The 26,147-nt window shown below is 47.3% G+C and carries 26 protein-coding genes; 12 read left to right on the forward strand and 14 right to left on the reverse strand.

Annotation, left to right across the window (positions count from 1 at the left end; genetic code table 11):
* Window positions 1–4: 4 nt before the first annotated feature.
* The 4 genes from CHK_RS03885 to azlC form a co-directional block, all read right to left on the reverse strand.
* Window positions 5–724: a triose-phosphate isomerase gene (locus CHK_RS03885; RefSeq protein WP_046442726.1), complete on the reverse strand. Its 720-nt coding sequence runs from the start codon at window positions 722–724 to the stop codon at window positions 5–7.
* A gap of 498 nt (window positions 725–1,222) precedes the next feature.
* A complete protein-coding gene (locus CHK_RS03890; RefSeq protein WP_046442727.1) occupies window positions 1,223–2,008 on the reverse strand; it encodes a DeoR/GlpR family DNA-binding transcription regulator in 786 nt (261 codons plus the stop codon).
* A gap of 195 nt (window positions 2,009–2,203) precedes the next feature.
* The gene (locus tag CHK_RS03895) at window positions 2,204–2,533 is read right to left on the reverse strand and encodes a branched-chain amino acid transporter permease (protein ID WP_046442728.1); all 330 of its coding nucleotides are present in this window, start codon (window positions 2,531–2,533) and stop codon (window positions 2,204–2,206) included.
* Complete coding sequence (azlC, locus tag CHK_RS03900) at window positions 2,530–3,240, reverse strand: azaleucine resistance protein AzlC (RefSeq protein WP_046442729.1); 711 nt, start codon at window positions 3,238–3,240, stop codon at window positions 2,530–2,532. The genes CHK_RS03895 and azlC overlap by 4 nt, the downstream gene beginning before the upstream one ends.
* Window positions 3,241–3,496: 256 nt before the next feature.
* Between azlC and CHK_RS03905 the strand changes: the two genes are divergently transcribed.
* Window positions 3,497–3,958 (forward strand): DUF6323 family protein, encoded by a 462-nt coding sequence (locus tag CHK_RS03905; protein ID WP_046442836.1) that lies wholly within the window; start codon window positions 3,497–3,499, stop codon window positions 3,956–3,958.
* The gene (locus CHK_RS03910) at window positions 3,955–4,920 is read left to right on the forward strand and encodes a DUF6179 domain-containing protein (RefSeq protein WP_052740273.1); all 966 of its coding nucleotides are present in this window, start codon (window positions 3,955–3,957) and stop codon (window positions 4,918–4,920) included. The genes CHK_RS03905 and CHK_RS03910 overlap by 4 nt, the downstream gene beginning before the upstream one ends.
* A 39-nt stretch (window positions 4,921–4,959) precedes the next feature.
* Here CHK_RS03910 and CHK_RS03915 read toward each other — a convergent pair whose 3' ends face one another.
* The 3 genes from CHK_RS03915 to CHK_RS16030 all read right to left on the reverse strand — a co-directional run bounded on the left by CHK_RS03915 (window position 4,960) and on the right by CHK_RS16030 (window position 6,516).
* Window positions 4,960–5,808 carry an AraC family transcriptional regulator gene (locus tag CHK_RS03915; protein ID WP_046442838.1) on the reverse strand — a complete coding sequence of 283 codons (849 nt, stop codon included), beginning with the start codon at window positions 5,806–5,808 and terminating at the stop codon, window positions 4,960–4,962.
* A 327-nt stretch (window positions 5,809–6,135) separates the two neighbouring features.
* The gene (locus CHK_RS16025; protein WP_082103375.1) at window positions 6,136–6,282 is read right to left on the reverse strand and encodes a cyclic lactone autoinducer peptide; all 147 of its coding nucleotides are present in this window, start codon (window positions 6,280–6,282) and stop codon (window positions 6,136–6,138) included.
* Between the two features lie 87 nt (window positions 6,283–6,369).
* The gene (locus CHK_RS16030) at window positions 6,370–6,516 is read right to left on the reverse strand and encodes a cyclic lactone autoinducer peptide (protein ID WP_082103376.1); all 147 of its coding nucleotides are present in this window, start codon (window positions 6,514–6,516) and stop codon (window positions 6,370–6,372) included.
* Window positions 6,517–7,185: 669 nt separating this feature from the next.
* Between CHK_RS16030 and CHK_RS16555 the strand changes: the two genes are divergently transcribed.
* Genes CHK_RS16555 through CHK_RS03930 form a run of 3 tightly spaced genes read left to right on the forward strand, consistent with a single transcriptional unit; the run spans window position 7,186 to window position 9,272 of the window.
* A complete protein-coding gene (locus CHK_RS16555; protein WP_160295586.1) occupies window positions 7,186–8,001 on the forward strand; it encodes a sensor histidine kinase in 816 nt (271 codons plus the stop codon).
* Window positions 7,991–8,704: a LytR/AlgR family response regulator transcription factor gene (locus CHK_RS03925; protein ID WP_046442731.1), complete on the forward strand. Its 714-nt coding sequence runs from the start codon at window positions 7,991–7,993 to the stop codon at window positions 8,702–8,704. Before CHK_RS16555 ends, CHK_RS03925 begins: the two co-directional genes overlap by 11 nt.
* A gap of 10 nt (window positions 8,705–8,714) precedes the next feature.
* Entirely contained in the window at window positions 8,715–9,272 is a 558-nt protein-coding gene (locus tag CHK_RS03930; protein ID WP_046442732.1) for an accessory gene regulator ArgB-like protein, read from the forward strand.
* Here CHK_RS03930 and CHK_RS16560 read toward each other — a convergent pair.
* Complete coding sequence (locus tag CHK_RS16560; protein ID WP_160295587.1) at window positions 9,269–9,406, reverse strand: hypothetical protein; 138 nt, start codon at window positions 9,404–9,406, stop codon at window positions 9,269–9,271. The genes CHK_RS03930 and CHK_RS16560 overlap by 4 nt on opposite strands.
* A 230-nt stretch (window positions 9,407–9,636) precedes the next feature.
* Here CHK_RS16560 and CHK_RS03935 point away from each other — a divergent pair, with 230 nt between their 5' ends.
* Window positions 9,637–10,638, forward strand: a complete 1,002-nt coding sequence (locus CHK_RS03935) for a 2-dehydro-3-deoxygalactonokinase (protein ID WP_046442733.1) — start codon at window positions 9,637–9,639, stop codon at window positions 10,636–10,638.
* Window positions 10,639–10,700: 62 nt separating this feature from the next.
* On the opposite strand, the gene melA is transcribed toward CHK_RS03935, so the two are convergent.
* From melA to CHK_RS03960, 5 genes are all read right to left on the reverse strand, one after another.
* Entirely contained in the window at window positions 10,701–12,038 is a 1,338-nt protein-coding gene (gene melA / locus CHK_RS03940) for an alpha-galactosidase (RefSeq protein ID WP_046442839.1), read from the reverse strand.
* A 180-nt stretch (window positions 12,039–12,218) separates the two neighbouring features.
* A complete protein-coding gene (locus tag CHK_RS03945) occupies window positions 12,219–13,286 on the reverse strand; it encodes a zinc-binding dehydrogenase (protein WP_046442734.1) in 1,068 nt (355 codons plus the stop codon).
* A gap of 14 nt (window positions 13,287–13,300) precedes the next feature.
* A complete protein-coding gene (locus CHK_RS03950; protein ID WP_046442735.1) occupies window positions 13,301–14,281 on the reverse strand; it encodes an ABC transporter permease in 981 nt (326 codons plus the stop codon).
* A 1-nt stretch (window position 14,282) separates the two neighbouring features.
* The gene (locus CHK_RS03955) at window positions 14,283–15,776 is read right to left on the reverse strand and encodes a sugar ABC transporter ATP-binding protein (protein ID WP_046442736.1); all 1,494 of its coding nucleotides are present in this window, start codon (window positions 15,774–15,776) and stop codon (window positions 14,283–14,285) included.
* A gap of 64 nt (window positions 15,777–15,840) precedes the next feature.
* Window positions 15,841–16,989 carry a substrate-binding domain-containing protein gene (locus tag CHK_RS03960; RefSeq protein WP_046442737.1) on the reverse strand — a complete coding sequence of 383 codons (1,149 nt, stop codon included), beginning with the start codon at window positions 16,987–16,989 and terminating at the stop codon, window positions 15,841–15,843.
* A 446-nt stretch (window positions 16,990–17,435) separates the two neighbouring features.
* On the opposite strand from CHK_RS03960, the gene CHK_RS03970 reads away from it, so the two are divergent.
* From CHK_RS03970 to CHK_RS03995, 6 genes are all read left to right on the forward strand, one after another.
* A complete protein-coding gene (locus CHK_RS03970; RefSeq protein ID WP_046442739.1) occupies window positions 17,436–18,911 on the forward strand; it encodes an ATP-binding cassette domain-containing protein in 1,476 nt (491 codons plus the stop codon).
* Window positions 18,912–18,921: 10 nt separating this feature from the next.
* The gene (locus tag CHK_RS03975; RefSeq protein WP_046442740.1) at window positions 18,922–20,532 is read left to right on the forward strand and encodes a response regulator transcription factor; all 1,611 of its coding nucleotides are present in this window, start codon (window positions 18,922–18,924) and stop codon (window positions 20,530–20,532) included.
* An 11-nt stretch (window positions 20,533–20,543) separates the two neighbouring features.
* Complete coding sequence (locus CHK_RS03980; RefSeq protein WP_052740275.1) at window positions 20,544–21,917, forward strand: sensor histidine kinase; 1,374 nt, start codon at window positions 20,544–20,546, stop codon at window positions 21,915–21,917.
* Between the two features lie 278 nt (window positions 21,918–22,195).
* Window positions 22,196–23,053, forward strand: a complete 858-nt coding sequence (locus CHK_RS03985) for a transketolase (protein WP_046442741.1) — start codon at window positions 22,196–22,198, stop codon at window positions 23,051–23,053.
* Complete coding sequence (locus CHK_RS03990; protein ID WP_046442742.1) at window positions 23,053–24,012, forward strand: transketolase family protein; 960 nt, start codon at window positions 23,053–23,055, stop codon at window positions 24,010–24,012. The genes CHK_RS03985 and CHK_RS03990 overlap by 1 nt, the downstream gene beginning before the upstream one ends.
* Before the next feature lie 37 nt (window positions 24,013–24,049).
* Entirely contained in the window at window positions 24,050–25,087 is a 1,038-nt protein-coding gene (locus tag CHK_RS03995) for a zinc-dependent alcohol dehydrogenase (RefSeq protein WP_046442743.1), read from the forward strand.
* 47 nt (window positions 25,088–25,134) lie between these two features.
* Here the strand turns inward: CHK_RS03995 and CHK_RS04000 are convergent, their stop codons facing one another.
* Entirely contained in the window at window positions 25,135–26,145 is a 1,011-nt protein-coding gene (locus tag CHK_RS04000; protein ID WP_046442744.1) for an alcohol dehydrogenase catalytic domain-containing protein, read from the reverse strand.
* Window positions 26,146–26,147 lie beyond the last annotated feature (2 nt).

Here is a 26,147-nt window from a genome sequence, read left to right on the forward strand (position 1 = left end):
ATCGTTATCCCTCCATCATGACGCCGCCGCATCTTTCATTCCACGCGTCCCGCGCCGCGCTCAGCATCTCTTCGATCATTGCCCGCGGATTGCGCGCCGTTGCAATCGCACTGGATGAACCCGTTGCGTCCGCGCCTGCGGCGATCACATTGTAAACATCCTGGCCGCTGTTGATGCCGCCGCCCACCAATATTCCAATATTGGGATCAATGTTCATAATCGTATCCACCGATGTGCGGACATAAGATACGTCCGCCGCGCACGCAGTGGCAATAAGCTCCGCAGGCTCTGTCACCATCATGTCCGGCTCAAGCAATGCAACTGCTTTTGTTTCCGGAATCGAGTCCGCACAGACAATGCTCATCATTCCAAGTTCCCGCGCGCGCCGAATCGTCCCGTACAATTCTGCTATCCTCATCGGTTTTTCAACGTGGTTGAGCATAACCCCCTGCGCTCCCGCAGCCCGCAAAGATTCCGGCAGCACTGCCGCCAGTCCGCGGCCTACCTCGATATTATCCATATGTGGAGCAAATACGATCAGCTGCTTCGTACATTCTGATACCCGCGCAATATTTGCATAGGGCGTGGTAAAAATAACCCTTACATCGTATTTTTGCGATGCTTCGTCTGCAAGCCGTGCCAGATCAATGATCTGATCTCCATAAAGATAATTTTTCGGACCAATTTCAAAAAATGGGGGGCGAATGCGTAAGTTTCGTTTCATGGCATCCTCCAAAAGATTTTATTAAAATTTGTTTCTAATTTCTTTTTTTCTAGAGAATAGCACATATTATTTACGTTTGTCAATATTATATTTACGTTTTTTCTGATTTTTCCATTAAATATTTTCTTTTTGCTTATTTTATTTGCTATTTTAATTTCTTTTTATCGCTTTTTCTTTCTTTTTCAGGGAAAATAACATTGTTTTTAATATGAAGCAATCTTGTAATTTTTCGAAATGATCATTTTTGGTAAAAAAAAGAAGTCAAAGGGATTCCATTTCTCTTTACAAAAAGTACAGAGTCATCAATTTTTTTGTTTTATTACTTTATTTGGAAACTGTTATTTGAAGGTTATTCGACACGCTGTGAAGCTCGATAGGAACAAGCTGTTTTCAAAATCTGTGATTTGTTTTCTATGAAATGGCAGCCCGGCAACAGGCTCCTCCTCCCAGGAACCGGGAGCATGCAATACCGCATGCCCCGGCCTGAAGCCTAAAAAATTATACTGCGATAACCTGCAGTCCCGACCTGCGGATTTTTTCGAGTTCTTCCGCCTTCGATTCATTGTAATTGGTTACCAGTATATCAAAATCATTTAACGCGGCTATATGGGCAAACGTTACCTTTCCAATCTTTGAATCGTCCACCACAAGAATTTTTTCTTTGGCCTGGGCGATCATTTGCCTCATGATCGCGTCTTCCACATGATTATAGGAGGTAAGGCCCGCCTGAATGTCAACGCCGTCCATTCCCATAATCAGTTTATCCGCTTTATACTTGGATAATTGGTCGCTCACATCGTCGCCGACTGTAATCTGCATATCCGTGTCAAATCTGCCGCCCAGAAAAAATGTTGTAATATGTTCACAGCAGGCAAGCTCGTTTACGATATGCAGGGCGTTTGTGATCACAATCAGGTTGTTCTTATTCTTCAGCTCCTCACAAATATAAGCACACGTGGAGCCTACGTTGATAATGAGCGATTCGCCGTCCCTGACAAGCTCCGCTGCCGCCTTTGCAATCAGTCTCTTCTCTTCCGCCTTGCGGCTTTTACGCTCCGCAAAGTTTTCACTGTATTGGGATTTCCTGTTGATAACCGCTCCTCCGTGTATCCGTTTGAGCAGCCCTTCATTTTCAAGCTCGCTCAGGTCCTTGCGAACCGTCACAACCGAAACGTTGAGCGCGTCGCTCAGGTCTGTTACACGCAGCCTTGAATCCTTTTCCAGCAGATCCATAATTGCGTTCCGCCTTACTGTCTGGTTTTTGTCTCCACTGACCGAAATCATAGGTTCCCCCGCTCCTTTGCATTATCCCTCATTGGCGCGCAAACAGCACGCTCCTTTATGATTTGATTTTACTTGAAAAGGCACGGATAAGTCAATACATTTTTTCTTTTTAATGCAAAACGAAACGGAAACGAAATTTAATGTTGCCTGTACATCCACAGTCTCCTGCTGCTGCAAAAAGCTTTCCTGTATCGTTTAAACAAATACGGCCTGTACCAAAATCATATACAAAATGGTTCCCGCCGCAATGGATAGCAGCATTTGCCGTTTCCACACATGAAGCCCGACCACCACTGCAATGCAAATTGCTTCAGGAATGCCGTGGTTCCCCGCGAATATACTGACGTCCTTCAGGCAGTATACGACCAATAACCCAAGCACGGCCGCGGGCAATACTTTTCCAAGATACCGGATAAACTTCGGCGTTGGTTTACTCGCGGGAAATACAAGGAAGGGCAGGAACCGGGTAATCAGCGTGCCCAGCACCACCATTCCGATGGTAATGATTTGCTGCGTTACGCTCATGCGCCCTCACCCGCTTTCCCAAGTGGATTTTTAAACACAGTGATTACGGCAAATATTGCGATCATGGAAGGTATGATAAAACTGCTCCCGCCGAATATGAGAAGGCACGCAAGCGACAGCCCCAGCCCGATCAGCGAGCTGTAGTGCTTCTTTTCCTTCAGCCATTGTTCGAGGAAAATAACGACAAAAAGGGCTGTCATTACAAATTCAAGCCCCTTCGTATCAAACGTAATAAACGATCCGAACACGCCGCCAAGCGTTGCGCCCATTACCCAGTATATCTGGTTTAGCAGCGTCACAAAAAACATAAACCATCCTTTGTCAACGCCTACCGGAATATCGGCGGTATAGTTGATCGAAAACGACTCGTCGCACATTCCAAAAATCAGATAGATTTTCTTGCGTCCCGTCCCTTTATACCGATCCAGCATGGAAATACCGTAAAACAGGTGCCGTGCATTGATCACCAGCGTCAATAGCAGCGCCCGCAATGGATCAAACGCCGCCAATAAAAGCCCTACTGCCACAAATTCAACAGAACCCGCAAAAATTGTCGCGCTCATGATAATTGGATAGATTGGGCTGAAGCCGGATATATTCATATAAATTCCGTATGCAATCCCCAAAAATAAAAATCCCGCAAGAATGGGGATCGTATGAGGGAATGCGGCATAGAATGCTTTTTTAAGGGTACTGTTTCCTGCCATGACCGCCTTTTTCCATAACCGGTTTTATTATATTATATTATATCAAACGGAGCGCTTCTTTCAAAGCAGTACATGCTTCACGCATCCCTCTTTTGCCACATTTATCTGCCGCGAGGATTTCGATTTGCATTCCGAAACAAAAAAACGAATGATAAAATTCATCCGCTTTTATGTGTTTATATTACCACAAATCAGCAAAAATTTCAAGTCTGTCAATTCCTGCCGGGACGTGGTATTAAGTATAGGGAGGGTTTTTATGATGAATCATTTGATAAACCTGTCTGATTCTGGCATTGCTCAAAGACTAGCGGTTGAGCAAACGATGAAGTGCAACGATTTCACACAAAAATTCGGTCTTACGCTCACCAAAACCCAGGTGTTTGAGCTTGTGTCGGCTCGTGCGCACTCGCTGGATTCCTGTGGACGGATTGAGTTTGGCGGAGGCGTTGTTGAAAAGCTGATTTTCGCATTTTGCGATTCGCCATATATTTGTCAGTACAATTACGCGCAAACCATGCACGAGCTGATCGAGTGCTTCTATTTTTATAAAAACGAGACGCTTGACCTGTGCAGCGACGATGAGCTGATTGATTTTATGAAAAAATCCTTTGACAGTGTTTGCCACGGTTCGGTCGAGCTGCTGCGGGACCGCGAGCTTGAAAAAATGGCCGTCGCCCTGCGGTACGGCCTTCCCATGCAAAACGAGGAATCCAAATGAAAGAGATGGCAAGCTCACCGTCCCTCAATCCCTGCAATCTTGACGGCGAATTTTACGTCCAATCCCTTCTTGCAGAAGGCTGCAGAACCCGTATGCTCACAGAGGCGGATGTATCCATATTCCAAAACAGGTGCGTCGAATTCCTCGCGCAAAAAAGCAAGCTGTATACCAGTGGCGACAGCAGCAGTATCAAAATAGAATTGGCACAGAATATTTTAGAATCTATCCTGTACACGATTGGCGTATCTTTAAAAGCAAAAGAGCCTTCTCCTGCAATCGCACTGCTGAAATCCAGCAGTATTCATGAGCTATACAGTGCAGGACGCAAAAAAATCGAAATAAAGCGCAGAACGGCAAAGCACCTTCATACGCTCGTTCTCAAAACCCTTGTCAGAACGGCAAACGAAACTTATACCTCCACCCTGGTAGACGGCATCAAGGGATTCTTTCAGCTTTACGACGTCAGCTACAGCGCTCATGAAATCCACATTACCGCCGATTATCCACTCAGCAATCCCGTCACTCATCTTGCCGGCATTGAATTTATTGTCGAATACCTGAGGCGCGCACTTTACGAAAATGAATTTTGCAGCCGCTTTGATCCTCAGCGTATCCACCGCGCCATGACCGCCTTCCACGCAGGCTATCAGCACCTCGTGATCAATCTCTTTGACCAGGTGCTTGCTTCTTCCCTTGGTTGTATTCTTACAGATACAGACCTTTACGGACTTCTTGTTCCGAGGAGCAAGGTAATAAAATTACAGTCCGGATGGCTGCTCAAAAGCAGGGAAGAAATCGATACGCTCCTGCTTGACGCATGTGGAGTATTATTTACGGAGTTTGGACTGTCTGATGAATCTCTGGCCGGCTATATCAAAAAAAGCCTGTTACATGTCAGCTCATCTGTGTTTTTCGCAATAGAAACGCTCACCCTGGATAAGATTTTTGTTTGTTCCGGGTGAGCGCTGTTGCTTTTATAAACGCGAACCAAATGTTCCTGGTTATTTTTTTACCACCGGAACCCACATTTCGTATTTTGCGTTTTGCGGATCAGCATTCAAATAGACCTCGATATCCGGCGCGTCTGCGTATTCATAACCTGAACCCGGCAGCCACTCTGTCACAATACGCTGCTCAAGCTCCTGTATGGAAAGGTTTGTTCCACTGCCGGTAAATATTGCCCATGTGGAGGCAGGAACCGTGTATTCCTCTAACGTATCGTCAATTTCTTTTGTACTGGAAACCGCAATAAAGTATTTCCATTCCTCTTCTGCGTTGCATGCGCTCACTCCCAGCAATCCCATCGGCTCCGAATCCATCATTGCCGCAAGTTTGCCGATTGTCCCGTCTTCTGAGGCTTTTTTCCACATCTGCGGCACAATGGCAAAATTTTTCTCAATCTCCTTTTCGAGCGGATGGGAAATCCCTATGATGCGAAACGCTCCCTTGTTCTCAATCCTGTAACTCATTTCCGCAGCTCCCTTGACTGTAATTTTAAAGCTGATTGGAGGAAACGCACGCAGGGAAACCCCCTCTTCCCTCACGCGTGAGGGCGCGACTCCATGAACGCTTTGGAATGCACGGTTAAACGCCGTTGGCGAGGCATAGCCATATTTGTATGCCACATCGATGATCTTTTTTGCACCGCCCTGCAAATCTTCCGCCGCAAGAGACATCCGTCTGCGGCGGATATATTCGGAAAGCGATACATCAGCCATATATGCAAACATCCGCTGGAAATGATAGGTCGAGCAGCAGGCCACCTGTGCCAGCCGTTCGTAATCAATTTCCTCTGTAATGTGCTTTTCGATATAATCCATCGCCTGGTTTAACCGCTCAATCCATTCCATCATATCAGCTCCTTCATTTCCCAGTATATCCATATTTTCAAACGTTCTCCTCTCTTTTCCTGCACAAATCAGAGAGGATACCCGGCTGCTCAGTCAAGTATAACATCAGCCGGCATACGGCGCCAACCACAAAAGTCCGCAATGATGAAATGCAGGGCGTATTTTACGCAAAAAAATAACGGCCTTACGCCGCAATATATTTGCCTGAACATCCGTGTGCAGAGCCATCGCTATTTTTGCTCCTCCCCATAATAAAAAACTATTTCCATTAAGGCCAGACAAACCAGTAGGGGGTGTCGCCCGGCCTTATAGGAAATAGAAACTGAATTACTTTTTAAGCTTTTGCGGCATTTTGGGTTCATACCAAGGTCCTTGACATGCAAGCGCCGAGAACGCATCCGCAACCTTCAAAAGAGACTTTTCGGTGATTTTGGTAATGGCTTTTTTTACGTTTGATTCATTCATCTTTTTCATTTTGTTCTCCTTTTTTAGCAGGATATCGCCTCTTCGTTAAATTGAAACAGGGGATATTATCCGGCCCTGCTAAAAATAGAAACTATATTATTTTTTGAGCTTTTGCGGCACTTTGGGTTCATACCAAGGTCCACAGCAAGCAAGCGCTGAGAAAGCATCCGCAACCTTTAAAAGAGATTTTTCCGTCATTTTTGTAATAGCTTTTTTTACGTTTGACTCGTTCATCTTTTTCATTTCTGTTCTCCTTTACTAAGGGAATATGCTCCCCAATTTAAATATAAAATATCATATATTTTCATCTTTGTGTGAAAATATGAATGAAACCATCATTTTAATGAATGAAAAGTTTTCTGTTTCAATGGTTTCAGTATATAATAGAAAAGGATCGCAATGAATTTATGGGGGTAAAGCATGGTTATTCTTTGGGGAATATGGGAAATATTTGTCAATGTCATCGAATATTATTTTCTTTTCTTTTTGTTGTCCAAGCGACTCTCCTATTCCAGTTCCAGAAAATATCAAATTTATATTGTATTGTTTTGCCTGGTTGCCTTACAAAGTATCATGAATTTATTCGAAGTTGATTACCAAATCACGATGATAGTAATGTCCTCGCTGAAAGTTTTTTATGCTCTGTTATTCAAAGGGAACATAGGCGCCCGTCTCTTTTGGGGTGTTATTGGTTCCTTTGTAGCAATTGCTGCTAATTTGCTGATCTCTTTGATTCTTACATGGATGTCAGGTATCAATATCAGCGATACCCTGTTACCCTCAGAGTCTCGCTTTGGAACTACTATTCTATATTGCATGATTATTATTACAATCAATTGGATACTATCCCGGATACGGGTTAGCCAACACATCAGTTTGCCTTTTTATTTCCAGATATTTATTGTAGCCATCATGATTTTAGGTATTTTTGCATCCGGCGAAGCAATCGCATTTTCCATCGGCTCTAACCGTTCCTCGCAGGAGCGGATTGTTCTGACGGTAATCAGCGCCGCCATCCTTGCCATGATTGTTTCCATTATTTTCCTGTTTGAAAAAATCGGCGAAACATTATGGGAAAAATCCCGGCTGGAGCGGGCCCATTTAGAGGATGAAAACAACAAACGAACCGAAGCAATGGTGCGGGCGTGGCGGCACGATTTCCATAATTACCTTGAGGTAATGCAGATTTATATCGAAAATAAGGATTTTGACCAGCTAAAGAAATATGTCGGTGAAGTGAAGAAGGATTTTCAATCGATTCTATCGCTTGTGGCCACTGGAAATCCTGCAGTCGACGCAATTATTTCCAGTAAAATGCTTATTGCAAGCGAGAAAAACGTTCAGGTCCGTTTGAATGCCCAAAAAATACTGCGCCTTCCCATCAGCGAAACCAAGCTGTGCGTAGTGCTTGGAAATCTTTTGGACAATGCAATCGAGGCCTGCAGCAAAATCCCTGATCCGGAAAAACGGCATATCAAAATTGATATTTATCCCCAACGTGGTATGCTCATGATCCATATTGTCAATCAGTCGTCCGGCGGCTACAAAATGAAGGACAGCCAGCTTATTTCCACCAAACCGGAGGGCAGTCATGGCTACGGCCTTAAGCGCGTCAGGCAAATTGTAAATGATGCGGATGGAATCTACAATATTTCATATACTGACGACCAATTCGAGGTTACATTATTTTTTTCCATAAAGGGGGCCGCCGATAGCAATGAAAATTAAAATTGCGATTATAGAGGACGAACAGGCTTTTGTCGATAGTCTTGGCAGGCTCCTGCGGCAATGGTCGGAAACATATAAATATCTGATCGATATCAAAAGCTATGCTACAGGCGAAGCCTTTTTACTCGCATGGGAAGCTTCTGAAATTTTCGATGTTATTTTTGTTGACATCATGCTTCCCAACTCTGTAAACGGAATAGACCTTGCAAAATATATCCGCGAAAAAAATCCGCAGGTGCCTATTATTTTTGCAACCAGCGTAAGGGAAAATATAGGGGATGGCTATCGCGTCAGCGCTATGCAATATTTGGTCAAACCCGCTATGTATTCGGATATCGAAGAGTGTATGAATAAAATATCAGTTGATTTATCACGCAAGAAAAGCTCGATCTATTGTTTCCGCAAGAGTAAAAACAGTATCTCCCGAATCCAGTATCATGATATCCTTTATTTTTCAAGCTCCTTGCAATATACTGAGATCCATACCATTTATGGAGTTGAGAAACAACTGGAGCGCTTAAAAAATATCGAAACTTCTTTGCCTGATGAATTTATACGCTGCCACAGGTCGATTATCGTAAATATCGAAGCCGTTCATTCTATTTCCCCGGTCTCGATTACTCTGCCTGATTTTACAACGATTCCCATAAGCAAAACATATTTTAACGCAGTCAAAAACAAATATCTGGCATATTTTGGATAGGAAGGTTACCATGGAAAAATTTGCAAACAAATTCGCCGAATGGCTGGTTTCCAAAGGCGCGGATGAAGAAAACAAAGAAATATTTGCGTATAGTATGGAGTGCCTGCTCAATACTGTTCTCACGTTTGGTATCATTTTGATCGTCGGAGCTATATTGGGGCGGCTGCCGATTACGCTGGTCTGGATCGTTTTCTTTTTGCCGCTTCGCCACGCTTCCGGCGGACTTCACGCGCCAAACCACATTGGCTGTTTAATCCTTTCCCTTTCCGTTGGAATCGGCTGTATGTTACTGAACCCTTTCCTTGTGGGGTTTGACTGGTTCATCGCAGCAGGTGTCGCAGGAAGTATTATCATCATTTTCCTGTTTGCCCCTGTCATCCACGTCAACCATCCCTTATCAGAACAGCGCATCCTGCACATGAAAAAAACGGCCCGGACGATCATTCTGGTTGAAAGCTGCCTGGTGGCCTTTCTGTTCTTTTTTACACCCGCGCAGTTTGCCACAGCTGCGGTACTCGGTATCCTTTCAGCAACGATATCGACTTTGATTGGCCATATTACGAATTAGTATCCGGGCCGTTCCTTCACGACCTGCTCCTTCAGGCGCAAAAACGTCTGAACCGCTGCGCTCAGCTTCGTATTTTTTTCACGCTTGCGGCTTTTGTTCAGATACCCGGCAGAAACATACGGTAAATTTTCCAATCAAATTTTAGGGCAGATAAAATCCCATGGGTTTTATTAAGCAGCCTGCCGCGCATCAAAATTCATTTTCCGCAAAAATATCCTTTTCACCCGCTCTTGAAATGTGTATAATAAAAACAAGCAGGCGTTGGCGTATCATTCTGATATGACACGCGTCCAGACCTTCCCTTCCCGCCGTAATGTAATCATTTTTTGTTTCAGTTGCGGCTATTCTATCAAGGAGTATCAAAATGAATTATATTTATATTAACTGCGGTACAACTACCTCAAGGGGCTATCTGGTAAGGGACGGCAAACCGTCCGGTTACGTTTCAAAGGTCGTGGGCACCAAGGATTCCTCCCTTTCGGGCGGTAACGATATCCTGCTTGCCGGCCTGCGCGAAATTTACGACGTCCTCATCGACCGCAACGGCCTTTTTGAACGCGATATTGAAAGCGTATGGATTTCCGGCATGGCCACAAGCCCGTTTGGAATCACGGAGATCCCCCATATGACGATGCCGGTAAACGCACAAAAGATGTACGACGAATCCGTCACGTTTTATGAGGAAAGCTATTTTGACCGCGAGCTCAGGCTGCTGCGCGGCGTAAAAAACGTTCCTGACGGCACGGTGGTCGATCTGGAAAATATCGAATACATCAGCAGCATTCGCGGTGAAGAAATCGATATTGTCGGGCTTCTTTCCAGCAATTATACGCCTGAAGGGCCGTTTGTCGTAGTCGCGCCAAGCTCCCACACCCAGTTTTGTTATGTGAAAGACGGAGCGCTTACCGACATCCTTTCCTCTTTTACCGGCGAGCTGCGCTATGCGCTCTCACGCGATACCATGCTGTATGGCGAGCAGGAGCACGGCGACGTTGCAATGACGGAGCAATTTGTGCGTAAGGGCTGTGAATACCTGCGTAAATACGGTTTTTGCCGCGCGGTTCAAATCGTGCACGGCGCAAATACCTTCGGCATCCTTTCCAAGGCTGAACGCACGCAGATCTTAAACGGAATTATCACCGGTTCCGTAACAGACCTTCTTGCCCAGCATATCAGTAAAAAATGGACTGATGTGGAGGAAATCGTGATATTCGGCGGCAAGCCGTATATTGAGGCTTATCAAATCCTGTTAAAGGATACGCTTCCTTCCATGCCCGTAAGGCTCATTACAGATATCAACGGAAACAGCTTTGCGCTGAGCGGCTTTTTGGAACTTCTCAAAATTGAAGAAAACGCCGCCCACTAATCAAATGTCAAAAAACATCCCTGCTGGCAGGGATGTTTTTTTGTGTTCCAGGCTTATCCCGGTTATTTCATGTAGGCAATATATTCCTCATTCGCAGCCATAAGCTCATCCACCATTGCATGAATCTGGTCGAGTGTCAGCTTTGCCGCCGTAAATGGATCAAGCTTCACAGCCTCATAGATATATTTCATGTCTTTTGTGACGACCGCGTCCGCCATCAGCTTATGAACGTTTACATTTGTCAGGTTAAGGGCTGCAAGCGCGTCCGGCAACGCTCCCGCATAGCAGGTATGGATGCCTTCGGTGTCCGTATAGCACGGCACCTCTACAACGCAATCATTTGGCAGGTTTGTGATAAGCCCGGTATTTTTCACATTCAGGTTCGCGCGGAACGGCTTTCCTGTATAATACGCGTGAATGATCTCAGGTGCATATTCAAAGGTTTTCTCCATCGGTATCTCCTCACCTTTGTCAAGCAGGCCTTTCAGTTCCTCGAAATAGTCGTCCGCCGCTTCCTCATGGGCAAGCCACCAGCGGTCGTCAATGCGCAAACGCTTAATCTCCTCTTCGTTTTTCCTGAAATAAGGAAGATATTCCGACAGGTGCAGCGGAGACTCCGACACAAAATACCCAAAATGCCTCATAACGTCAAACCGCACGAAATCGTAAAGCGTTACTCCATAAGATTTATAATCCTGTTCGTATTGCGCAAGGCATTCAATTTGCTCATATGTTTTTGAAATTTCTCGCAGTGCGGGGTAAGCGTCCTTGCCGTCCACCTTGAATTCCAAAAACCAGTCCATATGGTTAATACCCGCCGCCCAGTAGGATATGCGCGACATATCCTTAATGCGCAGATAATCCGCAAGCTGTGTCGCCGTGCTTTGCACGTTATGGCAGAATCCGAAAATTTTAATGCTTGTGGTACGGCTGAGCGCGAGACACAACGGCGCCATAGGATTTGTATAATTGAAGAAATACGCATCCGGGCACAGCTCCTCCATGTCCTTGCAAATTGCGTAAATCTGCGGATACGCTCGCAAAAAGCGGAACATACCTCCCGGCCCGATGGTATCGCCGATCACCTGGTCAAGCCCGTATCGATCCGGAATTTCAAGGTCTTTACGATACTGCCCGGGGCCTCCGACGTTGATCGTGTTGATTACAAAATCAGCGTCCGCAAGCACTTCCCGGCGTTCGCTCGCCGCCTCAACCGTCACTTCTTTCCCGGCCTGGCGGCAAAGCTGAATTGCAACCTGCTTCATCACCTCAAGCTTTTCCGTATTGAGGTCAACCAGTGATATATTGTCGATTTGCATATCGTCAAACAGCATCAAATCCCCAATGAGCTTTTTTGCAAACATCGCGCTGCCCGCGCCGATCACAACGATTTTCTTCATATTTCCCTCCCATATTCTTTTGTTAAAACAGATGATTGTTTCCAATAGAAATTCTTTCCTCTATCATAACACCCCTGTTTTTTATTTGAAAGGCTTTTACCCAAAAATGCCCCGAAAGAGTCCGCTGCTCTTGCCGGGGCTTTTTGGTATCATCCTTTAGAGTCCTTGTGAAGAAAACAATTATGGCTGTAAAACAACCTTGATTGCATTCGGATCTTTTTCCGCCGTTTCAAACGCTTCCTTCCAGTCGTCAAGCTTGTAGATATGCGTCACGACTCCGTCCGTGCGTATTGTGCCGTCGGCAATGCCCTTGATCACCGCGTCATAGCAATGGCCGCTCAAATGCGATCCTCTGACGTCTATTTCCTTGGTATCCCCAATGATATTCCAGTCTATTGTGATATCTGTGGGGAAAACGCCAAACTGCACATACCGTCCCAGATTCCGTATCATTTCAAGCCCCTGCCGCACGCTCGGCTCGCTGCCAGACGCTTCGATATACACGTCGCAGCCATAGCCGTCCGTCAGCTTTCGGATTTCTTTTATCACATCCGTCTCAAGCGGGTTGAATACATAATCCGCGCCAAATTCCTTTGCCTTTTCAAGCCTGCTCTTTTTTAGATCAAGCCCTATAATCAGCTTTGGCGCGAGCTTTTTTGCCGCGTTTATCATGCCAAGGCCAATCGCCCCGAGCCCGCTGATAACAAGCACGTCCTCATGCGTGATTCCGCCCCGTTCCACGGCGTGCATCGCACATGCAAACGGCTCGACAAGCGCGGCCTGCTGAATTGTAAAATCATCCGGCAGCGGATGCAGCACGCTTTTTTCCGCATATTTCATATATTCCGCAAATCCCCCCTGCGCGTCATCCTTAAAGCCGTAAATATGGTGGGGCTGGCACATCCAATAGTTTCCCTCGCGGCAAAATTTACACTCACCGCACGGCAGTATCTGCTCCGCAAGAAGAAGCTGCCCTTTTTTGATTCCCTGAACATTTTTCCCAAAATCCACAACCTCGCCATAAAATTCATGCCCGCCGGTTGCAGGGGCTTCGATATAAGCTGTTTCAGGGGATGTGCCCCATACGCGCTGCCCTCCATGCAAGGTTTTTACATCCCCGGCGCAGATACCGCATCCACGGATTTCTACCAGAATTTCGTTGTCGCCGATTTGTGGAACGTCTATTTCCTCCACCCTGTAATCATACGGCGCATACACACGCAGCGCCTTCATCTTTTTGTCCATCATAAAACCTCCCTTTTTTAAACGCCCTGGTTTTTCCTGTTTGACGTTGCGACCTGTAGCAGCACGGATGCAATGATTATAAAGCCCTTGATCACATCCTGCGGATAGGACGGCACTGCCAGCAGGTTCATAATATTTCCGATCAATGCCAGAATCAGTACGCCGACCAGCGTTTTTACCGCCGAGCCCTCGCCGCCGGACAGGCTCGCCCCGCCAATGACGCACGCAGCGATTGCGTCAAGCTCAAAGCCATCCCCCACGACAGGAGACCCCATCGCAGTCCTTGAAGCCGTCAGTATGCCCGCAACGGCAGCGCAAATCCCTGAAATAATATACACGGACGCTTTATACGATTTCACGCGGATGCCCGCCAGCGTCACAGCTGTTTCATTGCTGCCGATTGCCACCACAAGGCGTCCGAACGACGTATATTTGAGCAGGAACCAGAACAATACGACTGCTATGATCCCAATCAGCACCAGTGTGGGCAGTCCGCCGAACACCATGCCGGTTCCCAGCGCTTCGATGGTTCCCGCCGGTATTTTAATCGGCGTTCCGTTTGACACCATAAACGCCACGCCCCTTGCAATGGTCATCACCGCCAGCGTCACAATAAACGGCGCCATCTTGACCTTTGCCACCAGAAACCCCGCAAAAGCTCCAAGCCCTGCGCCCACAAGTATGGTGATTGCCACCGCGCCCGGCGTACTGACATTAAACTTGTTCAGGAAAAGCGCCACGATCACGCCGCCAAGAGCCATCACCGAGCCGACCGAAAGATCGATGCCTCCTGTCAGTATCACAAGCAGCATTCCCATCGAGATTACAGTGAGCGCCGCGTATTGCCTGCCGATGTTGATAATATTGTTTACCGTAAAAAAGTCCGGCGATATGCTGATACAGATGATAATAAGCCCCGCCAGCATAATATAAGTGTTGTATTTTACAATAAATCTGGAAAATCCCTTTTTGAAACCCGTATTCAGTTCTTTTTCCATCTCATCTGACCCCCATTGATAGTTTGATCAAATTATTTTCTGTCATCTCATTTTTTTCAAGCTCCCCGACGATTTTTCCCTGCCGCATGATCATAACGCGGTCGCACATATTGATGATCTCTTCCATTTCGGAAGAAATCATAATGATCGCCATTCCCGACTCGGCAAGCTTATTGATGTTCTTATAAATTTCCGCTTTTGCGCCTACATCCACCCCACGCGTCGGTTCGTCGAGTATCATACACTGGCAGTCCGCGGCCAGCCATTTTGCAAGCGCGATCTTCTGCTGGTTTCCTCCGGAAAGGCTGGAGACGTTATCCTCCACGGAGGCATATTTCGTGGCAAGCTCCGCCAATATTTTTTTGGAGAATTCCTTATCCTTTTTATGCTTTATAATTCCCATCTTGCTCACCCGCCCAAGCGAGGTAAGCGTTGTATTCACACGGATGGACTGCTCGATCAGCACTCCCTGGTTTTTCCGGTCCTCCGGCACAAGCCCGATCTTCCTGCCGACTGCGTCTACGGGCGATTTCAGCAGCACCTCTTTTCCCTGGTATACGACCTGCCCGCTTTCCATTTTGTCCGCTCCAAAAATCGCACGCATCGTCTCTGTCCTGCCCGCGCCCACAAGTCCGCTGAAGCCAAGAACCTCCCCGCGCCGCACAGAAAACGATACGTCGTCCACCATCCTGCCCGCGCAGATGTGCTTTGCCTCAAGCAGCGTTTCACCGATTGTTGCGTTTCGTTCCGGGAACAATGTCGAAAGCTCCCTTCCGACCATCAGGTTGATCAGTGACTTTTTATCGGTGTCCTTTATATTCAATTCCTTTACCAGCATTCCGTCCTTTAATACGGTCACTGCGTCGCACAGTTCAAAAATTTCATCGAGCCGGTGGGAAATATATACGATTCCAATCCCCTGGGCCCGCAACGAACGCAGGAGCCCAAACAGTTTTTCAATTTCGCTGAAGGTGAGTACTGCCGTCGGTTCGTCCAGCACCAGTATTTTTTCGTTTTTTGCCAGTGATTTGCAGATTTCCACAATTTGCTGGTAAGCCACCGGCAGGTCTGCAACGGGCATACCCGCGTCGATATCGCCAAATCCCAGCTTATCCAGAAGCTCTCCCGCCTGTTTTTTCAAATTTCGCCAGTCGATCACCGGTTTTTTCCCTGAAAGCCTGTCAATAAAAATGTTTTCCGCCACCGTAAGATGCGGCGCAAGCATAAACTCCTGATAAATAACGGCTACGCCAAGATCCTTGCTCACTTTGGGAGATGTTATGTTGCACGCCTGCCCGTCGATGCGGATCGTCCCGCTGTCCATCTGTACCGCTCCGGATAATATTTTCATCAGTGTCGATTTTCCTGCCCCGTTTTCCCCTACAAGCGCGTGTATTTCGCCCGGCTTCACACGGAACGAAGCGTTTTTCAAGGCGTATACGCCGCCAAACGTCTTTGTGATCCCTTCCATCTCGACCTTATAAACGCTTTGCAAGATTTTGCCCTCCTCTGTTTGTTTTTTGCAGGCGGCCCCAAAGGACCGCCTGCGGTTTTGCTTCTTAGAATAAGGAATCCGGATCGTAGAACTGGTCGACATTTTCCGGGTTGACACAATTTGCATCTGTAAAGATCTCCGCTTCGAAAGAATAGGGATCTTTTCCATCGTCAATGATCTGCGAAGCGATATTCATTGCCTGCTCCGCAACCTTCACCGGGTTGTTTTCGCCTGTGGCTTTGTAGGCCGTCCCTTCCTTGATCATTTCATACGCTTCCTTTTGACCGTCTGCGGATGCAAAAATCGCAACGGAATCAAGCTTATTGGCATTCTCAAGCGCCGTCATCGCGCCAATCAGCATATTGTCGTTTTCTCCAAATACTGCGTTGATGTTGGGGTTTGCAACCAACAGGTCTTCCATCGCCGGAAGTCCTCCGTCTGCCGTCCAGTTTCCCCAGCCCTGTCCGACAATTTCAAGCTTTGCCTCTTCGTCGCTCGCTTTGCCGTTATCCGTAAGCTGCTGCTCAAATTCAAGCGCCCTGTTCCACGCGTCCTCCGGACTCAGGCCCAGCCTTGCTTCAAAAATGCCCGCATAAATGCCCGCGCGCCTGATCAATCCGGTCGGATGGCCTTTCGTACCGCTGATCTGTGCTGCCGTAATCTGCTTGTCTCCAAAATATTTTGCGGCGTATTTTCCTACCTCGATACCGTTGTTTTGATTGTCGGAGCTAATTGATGTTGCGGCTCCCGCACTCGGATCAATGCCGCTGTCCACGACAATCGTAGGGATTCCCGCTTCTTTCCCCGCCATTACTGCCGGAGCGCAGGAAAGCGTATCGATTGCATCCAAAAATACGATATCCATGTTCTGCGAGTTAAATGTCTCGATATTCTTTGTCTCTTCCGTGATATCGTTTTTTGCATCGAGTACAGTTACTTCCCAGCCTTTTTCTTTGCACAGGTTTTCGAGGGTTTCTGCCAATGCAATAAAGTACGGGTTATCGAGCGTCTTCATTGCAACGCCCACCTTAACCGTCTTTCCGGTCTCTTCGCCGGTGGTCGAGGCTTCCGGCTCAACGGACGCAGCCTCAGACGCCTGCGCGGACGTTTGTGCGCCGGATGGGGCGGACTCTGCCGCCGGCGCGCCGCAGCCTGCGAGCGTTACGCTCATCAGCGCGAACAAAACCACCAATACAATCGCAATCTTCTTCATTTTGTTTCCTCCTGAAATATGTTTATTTTATTCTGTATCATACAGAAATCGATATCCAAAATAGCAATCCGTTTTTGATTTCAAACTTTTAATCTGTAAAACGCATTTGTTTTGCTGCCGGAGTGAAGAAATGATGATAGTATTATGGTATTCGATAAAATTCCTGAAAAAAAGGCGCCTGAAGTCAGAATTCAGGGTAATAGTTCCATATCTTTTGCCGCCTGCCTCCTTATTTTGATTCAAAGGCGGACAAAATTCCGCAAAATATTTATAAAATCAGGATTTATTCCCCCCTATATGGAATTTGTCTCCCTACTGCTCCAATGTCTGGTCAAGGTATAATTTTCTTAACAGATTTGATACGCTGTTTATTTTCAAACGCCCTGCTTTTTAAGGGGTGCGCGCCTTATTGACGCAATGTTTCAGTTACCGGAAAGGAAAACCTGTTGAGAAAAGAACTTTTGCGTGCCGACGCAATTTGTAAAAGCATCCACCAAAAATCTATCCTGAGCCATGTGACCTTCCACATTTTCGAAGGGGAAACCTTTGTCGTTCTGGGTGCGAGCGGCGCAGGAAAAAGCTGCCTTGCACAAATACTTGGAGGCATATGGCATATGGATTCCGGACAAATTTTTTTTCAGGGCAGGCCCGTCTGTTTCCACTCGCCGGAGGATGCGCAGGCCCTTGGCGTCCACATTGTGCAGAAACACGGCAAAATCGTGGATGCGTTATCGATTTCCGAAAATATTTTTTTGCTCAGGCAGCAGCAATTTATGATTCCACGCCAGCAAAATTCTGAACAGACAAAGCGGCTCGAACATATGGTCGGCCTTTACCGTTCTCCCGATACGCCCGCCGCAGACCTGAGCGGCCCTGAAAAATCGCTCGTTGAGCTTGCAGGCGCCCTCAGCGCCGATCCATGCCTGCTGATCCTGGATGAGGCAACTCTTGGCTATTCCGACATAACCAGGCAAAAAATGAATTATGTGATTTCCCTGCTCAAACAAAAAAAATCATCTGTCCTCTATGCTACGGACAGCATCAGGGACGCACTCAGCATTGCGGACCGTATCCTCGTCCTGAGGGACGGAGTCGCCGCAGGAATTTTTGACACAAACGAAAAAAAGCCGGACGAGCATACGCTCATTGCTGCCATGGCAGGCAAAGACAGCATCCGTCTTCCACAGGAGCATAAGATTAAAAAGCATCCTGTCTTCGAGGTGCAAAACCTTTGCAGCAGTCTTATTGCAAATGTCAATTTTGTGGTCAACGAAGGCGAAACACTTGGAATTATCGGTCCCGCAGGCGGCAACAAAACAGTTTTGCTCGAGCTGTTGTATGGTTTTCTCAGGAAAAAAAGCGGCAGTATGCTGCTCGATGGGGTTCCAATACAAATCCGTCACCCTGCGGATGCTAAAAAATACGGCATTGGATATTTCACATCAGACCGCTCTCATTCAAGCCTCGTCTCCGAGCTTACCGTGCTTGAAAACATTTCGCTGTGCGCTGCAAAAAAGCTTGGGCAATTCGGTTTTTTGAAGCCCCACATCGAGAAGCATTACGCCAAAGAGCTTTTGGAAAAAATGAGTATTCCGCTTAGCTGCCTTCAAAAGCCCGTTGGGCAGCTAAGCAGCAGTATCCAGCAAAAGGTACAGCTCATACAGTGTATGGTCCACCATCCTCGTATTCTTCTGATGTATGAGCCAATCAACGATATCGACCTGCAAACAAAGCAATTCTTTCGGCGCTTCATCAAAAAGCTTGCCGCCGACGGCGTAAGCATTGTGATCGCCACCTACAACATGGAGGAAGCGCAGGATTTGTGCGACCGTTTCATCATTATTTACGACGGGCAGATCAAAGGCGAGCTTTCCAAAAAAGAAGCACTGCAAAGCAGTATGATTGCCCTCATGCAAAAATAGGAGGAAGAACATGATTAGGACTATGATCGTAGACGACGAAGTATGGGTATGCAAGCTTATCTGCAATATTATTAAATGGGAGGATTTTGGATATACGGTCGTAAAACAGGCCTATAACGGAAACGACGCGCTCCAGGCAATTAAGGATCTGAAACCGGACCTCGTTTTTACAGACATCCGTATGCCGGGGCTTGACGGCCTCGAGTTGATCAAGGAAACCAAAGCCTGTGGACTTACGACAAAATTTGTGATCATCAGCGGCTACAGCGATTTTGGCTACGCCAAAACCGCGATTGATTCCGGCGTGCTCGGTTATCTGCTCAAGCCTGTGGAGCCGGAGGACCTTTCCGTGCTTCTGGAAAAACTGAAAACAGAGCTGGCGGCAGACCATCCCTCCAACCAAAAGCAGATGCTGGATGAACAACTGAAAAAGAGCCGGCGGCAATACCGCGAGCAATTTATGTATAATTACCTGATTACCAGCCCCAAGCTTGCGCCGGGGTTCTCTCTCGGTCAATTCAACGAAGAATTTGGAAGTGCCTTTGAAAGCGGTAATTTTCAGGTTTTCCAGATTATTCTGGATCAGAAGGGAACTTCGTCCTCTGATCTCAACCACATTGTGCTGCAAAGCATTACAGAGCAATGGTACGAGCACATGAAGCCCATATGCTTTGACGCATGCGTCATACGAACCAATATGTCCGTTATTTGCATTACAAATTACGCGTCCGCCATGGAAAAACAGATTCGCATGCTTGCCGAAGAGGTTTTTCACTTTTGCTGCGAACGCGTTCCCCACATTGCCCGTTACCAAGTAACCCTTGGCATAGGAGATATCGTTTGTTCCTTCCGGGAGCTTCCGCACTCCTTTTTATCCGCACAAAACGCGGTAAGGGCAAGGATATCCCTTGGAACCGGGCAAATCATAGACCTGTCGGAATCAAACAGCGAGCCGCTTTGCGCGTCGGAGATATTTACAGAGCGAAGCCGGAGCCTGCTGACGCGCTTTTTAAACCACGCCCAGTCCCACAGCGCCCAGGAAACCGTAGAGGAAATCTTTGCGGAGTTAAGCCGCAATAATGTTCATAATCATCCTGGCACCGTCTTCCAGCTTGCGCAGCTTTTTCTTGACGCGCTGTACTCCTGCCTTGCAAATATCAATATCGATTACGGCAGGAATCATCCGAAAAAGATTGCCGAACAGGAAATCGAATCCATGCACTCCATTGCACAGCTCAAGCAATATCTCGCAGACCTTCTGGGCAGCGCAGCCATGCAAAACAGCCCGGGCCGCGGAAAAAACACGTCTGTCGTTGAAATTATGAAAGCCTATATTGACGAGCATTATAAGGAAGATATCAGCCTCAAAGATCTTGCCGCGCGTGTGTACCTCAATCCCAAATATGTGTGCGAGCTTTTCAAAAAAGAAACCGGAGTCAACTTCACAGATTACCTTTCCTTCAAGCGAATGGAAAAAGCAAAGCTGTTCCTGCTCGATCCGCGTTATCGCGTTGCGGATATTTGCGGGCTGGTAGGATATAACGACACAAAATATTTCAGCAAGCTGTTTAAAAGGATGATCGGCGTCACTCCATCACAATTCAGAAAACTGCACTGTTAGAAAGGCATCTTATGGTTTCCATGTTTTCCCGTTTCAAAAAAATGCTCTTCAAAAATTCACGTACTTTTCGCGTCCACAAAATAGGCGCGAGCCTGATTGCCCTTTTTTCAATCTGTATTGCCGCGCTTATCATTTTCCCGGTGATCTATACCACGGTTTTTTTTAAACTGCAAACCCGCCAGGAAGAGGCAATGCGTGATTATGAGGCCAATCTTGCCTTTGGTACGATGGAATTGTTTTTATTGCATCCGGATACCTATGAGCTCGCGCCCCTGCAGGATTCCTCAGCCGTGTTTGCCATCCGCGACGAGCAGGGAAAGCTTGTCTATTCCACTGGCCCCACACCGGAGTCCGTCTTAACCTCCTCTTCCTTCAGCCTTAGCGGAGTATCAGATACGGACGGTTACACCGCCTATTATCAAAGGCTTTCAAACGGCTATACCGTTTATTGTGTTTATCCTCCAAAAAGCGAAGAAAGTCCCCTTCTGTTATGGGCGAGCTTCCTTTACCTCGTTCTTTTTGCCATCATTATTTTTGTCATCAAAAAGAAAATATATGATCCGATTACCAAAGTCGAAAACGTATTGCACGGCGTTGTAAAAGGTGAAACCGACCTGCAGTTTGACCATCTGAAAAAGTCCGATCCCTTCTCCCCCATGTTTTCCGACCTCAATATGCTTTTTGACAATATGAAAACGCTTATGCTGCGCGAATCAAACGCACAGCTTGTAAAAAAGCAGGCCGAACTGGACGCCCTGCAAAGCCAGATCAATCCGCATTTTTTATATAATACGCTCGAATCGATCCGCGGGCAGGCGATTGAATACGGAATGAAGGATATCGAGATCATGACACGTTCCCTCTCCAAGCTGTTCCGTTACAGCATCAGCAATCACAACACCCTCGTTTCTTTGAGAGAAGAGCTCGATAATGTGGATAATTACCTTTACATCCAACACCTGCGCTTCAACAACAAATTTGAAAAAGCGGATCACGTTGATGAAGATGCCCTTTTATGCCAGGTTCCAAAGCTTATTATCCAGCCAATCGTTGAAAACGCGATTTACCACGGCCTTGAAATGAAAATCGGACGGGGCCTCATTACAATCAGCGCCTACATCACCGAATCCCTTCTTATTATCAATATACAGGACGACGGGCTGGGCATTCAGGAGGGTAAACTCAAAGAGCTGAACGCCGTACTCGCCGAAGGGCATACGCAGATTACTTCTTCAAAAAAAGGCGCTTCTGTGGGCCTTTGTAATGTAAACGCCAGAATCAAACTGATGTTTGGCAAAAACTATGGAATCAATCTTTACAGCACGGAAGGCGTGGGTACGGACGTACAGCTCACCCTTCCGCGTATCGACGCTTCCAAACCATAATAACGAAAACTCCGTAAAATAATCCACATAATGTTTTATTTGATATTTTTTTAACTATTCACATTTAAAAATCCACATACTTTTTTCGTAATACGTAAATCTATCTCATTGTTGCGGGATTTTACGCTTGCTACAATGTAGCTGCATTCAAAATTTCTTATTGTACCCCAAAATTACACGAATGGCTTGTTTCCTTTCCGACACGAAAGCATAAATCCTGCCGGATCGCCGTATCCGGCAGGCGAAGCAAAAGAAACCGGATAGAAACGGAGGGTTTTATGGCAGACAAAAAACTGGTAAAAAAGCTGGATAAGGACGCGCTGGAAATCCGGCTGAAGCTCTTAAAATTGTGTGAACAGACTCTGATCCATGTGGGAGGGGATCTGTCAGTCGCGGATCTGATGACTGTAATCTGGCAATATGCCATCCGCTATGACATTAAAAACCCCCATTGGGAGGAACGGGACCGTTTTATCCTTTCCAAGGGGCATGCTTCTGCGGTAACGTCCTTTTGCCAGGCAATGAAGGGATGTTATACCTACGACGAAATCTACAGGGAGTATTGCACAGACAACGGACGTTTTGCCATGCACTCATGCAATCTGCTCAATCCTTACGTGGATGTTTCCACAGGTTCGCTTGGCCATGGGCTTCCGGTGGCAACCGGTATCGCGCAGGGCCTGCGCCTCAAGGGGAATTTGCAAAGCAGGGTTTATGTTGTGATGGGCGACGGCGAGTTGAACGAAGGAACCATGTGGGAGGCCGTTGCGGTCGCGCGCCAATATAAGCTTGGAAATATTGTCGGGTTTGTTGACTGCAACCATATGTCGTTTGACGGCAGATCCAAAGACGTTCTTGATATGGGGAATCTTGCTGATAAATTCCGCTTATATGGCTGGCATGCCATCGAAGCAGACGGTCACGATATCGGTGCGCTTATAGACGTGCTCGACGAGCTTCCCGGTCCGGAAAGCAAAGTCCCGGTTGTGATCGTAGCGGACACCATCAAGGGGCGGGGCGTAGGTTTTATGGAAAATTCCGCAGCGTGGCACGCCGGAAAAATCGATTGTGAAAGCAGAAAAAAAGCGGAACAGGAGCTTATTGCGGCTTTTGAACAGAAATGGGGTGGGCAATAATGTCAGAAAAAGCATATACCTATTACGACCTGATGGCGGCAAGAGATATTGCAGGCGATACCATGACAAGGCTTGGAGCTGAAAATGATAAAATCGTAGCAATCAATGCTGATTTGATGCGTTCGTCCAGAATGCAGGGCTTTGCAGCCGCATATCCGGAAAGGACATTTAACGTGGGTATCGCTGAACAGGAAATGGTCAGCTTTTCAGCAGGCATGGCAAAGGAGGGCTTTCTGCCTTACTGCTTCACGTTTGGAGCTTTTATGTCTATGAGGGCGTGCGAACAAATCAGGACAGACGTGTGTTATAACGGCCTGCCTGTAAGGTTTCTTGGTAATAATGCAGGCTACAGTGCAGGCACAATGGGCGCGACGCACTGTGCGCTGGAAGATGTAGGCATCATGTGCTCAATCGGCAATATGACAGTCGTTGAGCCCGGCGATCCATTGCAGATCGCTAAGATACTCGAAGCCTCGCTCACATGGGAAGGGCCGATCTACATCCGTATGGGCCGGGAATCGCAAACGGCAATCTATGACAGGGATTATAAATACGAGATCGGCAAGGCCATCACTGTGATGGATGGCGGCGACGGCGCCTTTATCTGCAGCGGAAGCATTGTCCACCTTGCGCTGGACGCCGCAAAAAAGCTGAAGGCCGATCTTAGCGTGGATATCCGTGTAATAGATATGCACACAATCAAGCCCATCGATAAGGCAGCGGTTGCTTCGGCGGCAAAAACGGGCCGCATCGTTTGCGCGCAGGACGGAAATATCCAAAACGGTCTTGGCTATCAGGTAGCGGCAGTACTAATGGAGTCAGGCTTGTGCTGCAAATTCAAAATGCTCGGCTGCCCCGATCACTTTGTCCCAATCGCAACGACGGAATACCTGTATGGCAAAAATGGCTACGATGTTCAAGGCCTTTATGACAACATGAAACAGCTTCTTTTGCAGTAAAATCCAAAGGAATCAAAAGGATATTGGAGGTAAAAATATGAAAGTATTGGCAATGACAAAGCGCGGAATACCCGCGGAGCATAAATACGGAACGCTGGAGCTGCTCGACTGGGAGGTACCGAAGGTTGGCGATGAAGACGTTTTGATCAAAATCGCTTATTCCGCGATCTGCGGCTCTGATCCCCATATTCTGGCCGGCCTATTGGAAAGCGCGCTCCCCACCGGCATGGGGCATGAGATGTCAGGCTATGTGGCCGCACTCGGATCAAAGGCCACCAAGCGCGGTCTCAAAGCAGGCGACAAGGTAACCGGAAATTTTGTACGTTTTTGCGGCACCTGCTTTTTTTGCAGGAACGGGCAGGAAAACCTTTGTCCTGTACTTCTTGACGGCTGGAACGCATGCCAGGCGGAGTATGTCCTCTGGCATGAATCACAGGTTTATAAAATTCCCCAAAACGTAGACCTTATGGACGCCTGCCTGACCGAACCAAGCGCGATTGCCCTGCGTATGGTGGAAAAATCTGAAATTCGCATCGGAAACCGCGTCGCCGTAATCGGCGGGGGCGGAATCGGCCAGCTTGTTTCACAAATCGCAAGGATTTCAGGCGCATCGTCTGTCACGCTTGTGGAGCCCGTTGCAGAAAAGCGTGCGCTTGCAGAATCCGTGGGCATCGACCACACACTTGATCCTGTCCACGATGATCTGCTTGCGGCAACGCAGGAAATTACGGAAGGCCGCGGTTTTGACAATATTGTAGAAACCTCCGGTAACCCCCGGGCATGCGAACAGGCGCTTGCCATGACAGCCGCAGGTGGGCATATCGTGTATCCCGCCATGTATGCAGCCGATTATAATCTTCCGCTGAACCTGTACAGGGAATGCTACCTCAGCGAAAAAACAATTCACGGCTGCCTGATGTCTCCTTACAGCTTCCCGCGCACTGTCCAGATGCTTCCGCGGCTGCAGCTGCGCCCGCTTATCCAGCGTGTCCATACACTGGATGAGTACCAGCAGGCTTATGACGATGCAATTTCGGGCAAATATATTAAGATCGTTTTTGACTGCACCAAATAACCAGCTTCTTAAAAAGCGGCAGGGTTAATGCCCCGCCGCTTTTGTGCTTACGCCATTTTAATCAATATCTTGATATTCTTTTGCGAGAGATGCGCACAAAACGCATCACGAATCTCTTCAAGCGGATATACCCGGCTGATCAACGGCTTTAAATCAAGCGTCCGCATGACGCTCGCAGCGGCTTCCAGCATATAGGGCGCGAGAAAAAACGGCCTCAATACCGCTTCCTTCATATACAGCTCCATCAGGCTCAAATCATTCGTCGTTGTCAGGTCATACATATAGGAGTACAGGATCGTTCCCCTCCTTGCCAAAATCTGTGCGGCGCAAGGCAAAAGATCCGGGTTTCTTGACATTTCATAAACCATATCATATCCATATTGCAAAGTGTAATCCATTGCATTCGCAGCGATTTGTGCGGGCTCCGCCGGCACCACATGATCTGCCCCCAGCCTGAGTGCGAGCCTGCCTTTTTCCGTGTCATTCTCCGCAATATCCACCAATACCGCTCCCTGTTTTTTTGCAAGCTGCAGCATGATCAGCGACATAGTATTCACACCGAATATCATTACCTTGGGCGCAGAGGAATTTTGACGGTAAAGACTGTTGTAAAGGCAATAGGTGACCGGGTCCAGAAGCGCGCCGCCCTCAAGTGAAACTTCATCAGGCAGCCTGCATAGCTGCTTTTGGTGCAGCAGGGCATAATCTGCAAAGACGGACGTGCATTTAATATTCATACAATGGTTTTCCATTCCGCCTTTACAATAATGGCAGGTCCCGCAAAACAGCCACGCCTGCCCGCTTACGCGGTCCCCTTCGCAAAAACCGTTTTTTCGGGCGTTTTCACCAAGCGCCTCCACCGTGCCGGAAAACTCGTGTCCCGCGATTGCGGATGGCAAGGGCCAGTTTACCGTATCCATGGTGTAAAGCGGGATATCATCATCACAAATTCCCGCATATGCAATCCTGACCAATACATCGTCCGGCCCGCTGACCTGCGGCTTTTCTGCCGTAATGATTTCGATCTTCCTTGGCGCAGCATAGTGAACAAGCCTCATAT

The organism is Christensenella hongkongensis, assembly GCF_000981035.1.
In the GTDB taxonomy this organism is placed as follows: Bacteria; Bacillota; Clostridia; order Christensenellales; family Christensenellaceae; genus Christensenella; species Christensenella hongkongensis.

Excerpts from the sequence above, each read along its gene's own strand:
- CHK_RS03925 (WP_046442731.1), top strand. The coding sequence starts at position 7,991 with ATGAAAATTAAAATTGCGATTATAGAGGACGAACAGGCTTTTGTCGAT.
- CHK_RS03905 (WP_046442836.1), top strand. The coding sequence starts at position 3,497 with ATGATGAATCATTTGATAAACCTGTCTGATTCTGGCATTGCTCAAAGA.
- CHK_RS03885 (WP_046442726.1), bottom strand. The coding sequence starts at position 724 with ATGAAACGAAACTTACGCATTCGCCCCCCATTTTTTGAAATTGGTCCG.
- CHK_RS03890 (WP_046442727.1), bottom strand. The coding sequence starts at position 2,008 with ATGATTTCGGTCAGTGGAGACAAAAACCAGACAGTAAGGCGGAACGCA.
- CHK_RS03915 (WP_046442838.1), bottom strand. The coding sequence starts at position 5,808 with ATGGAATGGATTGAGCGGTTAAACCAGGCGATGGATTATATCGAAAAG.
- CHK_RS16030 (WP_082103376.1), bottom strand. The coding sequence starts at position 6,516 with ATGAAAAAGATGAACGAGTCAAACGTAAAAAAAGCTATTACAAAAATG.
- CHK_RS03960 (WP_046442737.1), bottom strand. The coding sequence starts at position 16,989 with ATGAAGAAGATTGCGATTGTATTGGTGGTTTTGTTCGCGCTGATGAGC.
- CHK_RS03985 (WP_046442741.1), top strand. The coding sequence starts at position 22,196 with ATGGCAGACAAAAAACTGGTAAAAAAGCTGGATAAGGACGCGCTGGAA.
- CHK_RS03995 (WP_046442743.1), top strand. The coding sequence starts at position 24,050 with ATGAAAGTATTGGCAATGACAAAGCGCGGAATACCCGCGGAGCATAAA.
- azlC (WP_046442729.1), bottom strand. The coding sequence starts at position 3,240 with ATGGCAGGAAACAGTACCCTTAAAAAAGCATTCTATGCCGCATTCCCT.
- CHK_RS03990 (WP_046442742.1), top strand. The coding sequence starts at position 23,053 with ATGTCAGAAAAAGCATATACCTATTACGACCTGATGGCGGCAAGAGAT.
- CHK_RS03980 (WP_052740275.1), top strand. The coding sequence starts at position 20,544 with ATGGTTTCCATGTTTTCCCGTTTCAAAAAAATGCTCTTCAAAAATTCA.
- melA (WP_046442839.1), bottom strand. The coding sequence starts at position 12,038 with ATGAAGAAAATCGTTGTGATCGGCGCGGGCAGCGCGATGTTTGCAAAA.
- CHK_RS03895 (WP_046442728.1), bottom strand. The coding sequence starts at position 2,533 with ATGAGCGTAACGCAGCAAATCATTACCATCGGAATGGTGGTGCTGGGC.
- CHK_RS03930 (WP_046442732.1), top strand. The coding sequence starts at position 8,715 with ATGGAAAAATTTGCAAACAAATTCGCCGAATGGCTGGTTTCCAAAGGC.
- CHK_RS04000 (WP_046442744.1), bottom strand. The coding sequence starts at position 26,145 with ATGAGGCTTGTTCACTATGCTGCGCCAAGGAAGATCGAAATCATTACG.
- CHK_RS03910 (WP_052740273.1), top strand. The coding sequence starts at position 3,955 with ATGAAAGAGATGGCAAGCTCACCGTCCCTCAATCCCTGCAATCTTGAC.
- CHK_RS03975 (WP_046442740.1), top strand. The coding sequence starts at position 18,922 with ATGATTAGGACTATGATCGTAGACGACGAAGTATGGGTATGCAAGCTT.
- CHK_RS16025 (WP_082103375.1), bottom strand. The coding sequence starts at position 6,282 with ATGAAAAAGATGAATGAATCAAACGTAAAAAAAGCCATTACCAAAATC.
- CHK_RS03950 (WP_046442735.1), bottom strand. The coding sequence starts at position 14,281 with ATGGAAAAAGAACTGAATACGGGTTTCAAAAAGGGATTTTCCAGATTT.
- CHK_RS03935 (WP_046442733.1), top strand. The coding sequence starts at position 9,637 with ATGAATTATATTTATATTAACTGCGGTACAACTACCTCAAGGGGCTAT.
- CHK_RS16555 (WP_160295586.1), top strand. The coding sequence starts at position 7,186 with ATGATTTTAGGTATTTTTGCATCCGGCGAAGCAATCGCATTTTCCATC.
- CHK_RS03945 (WP_046442734.1), bottom strand. The coding sequence starts at position 13,286 with ATGATGGACAAAAAGATGAAGGCGCTGCGTGTGTATGCGCCGTATGAT.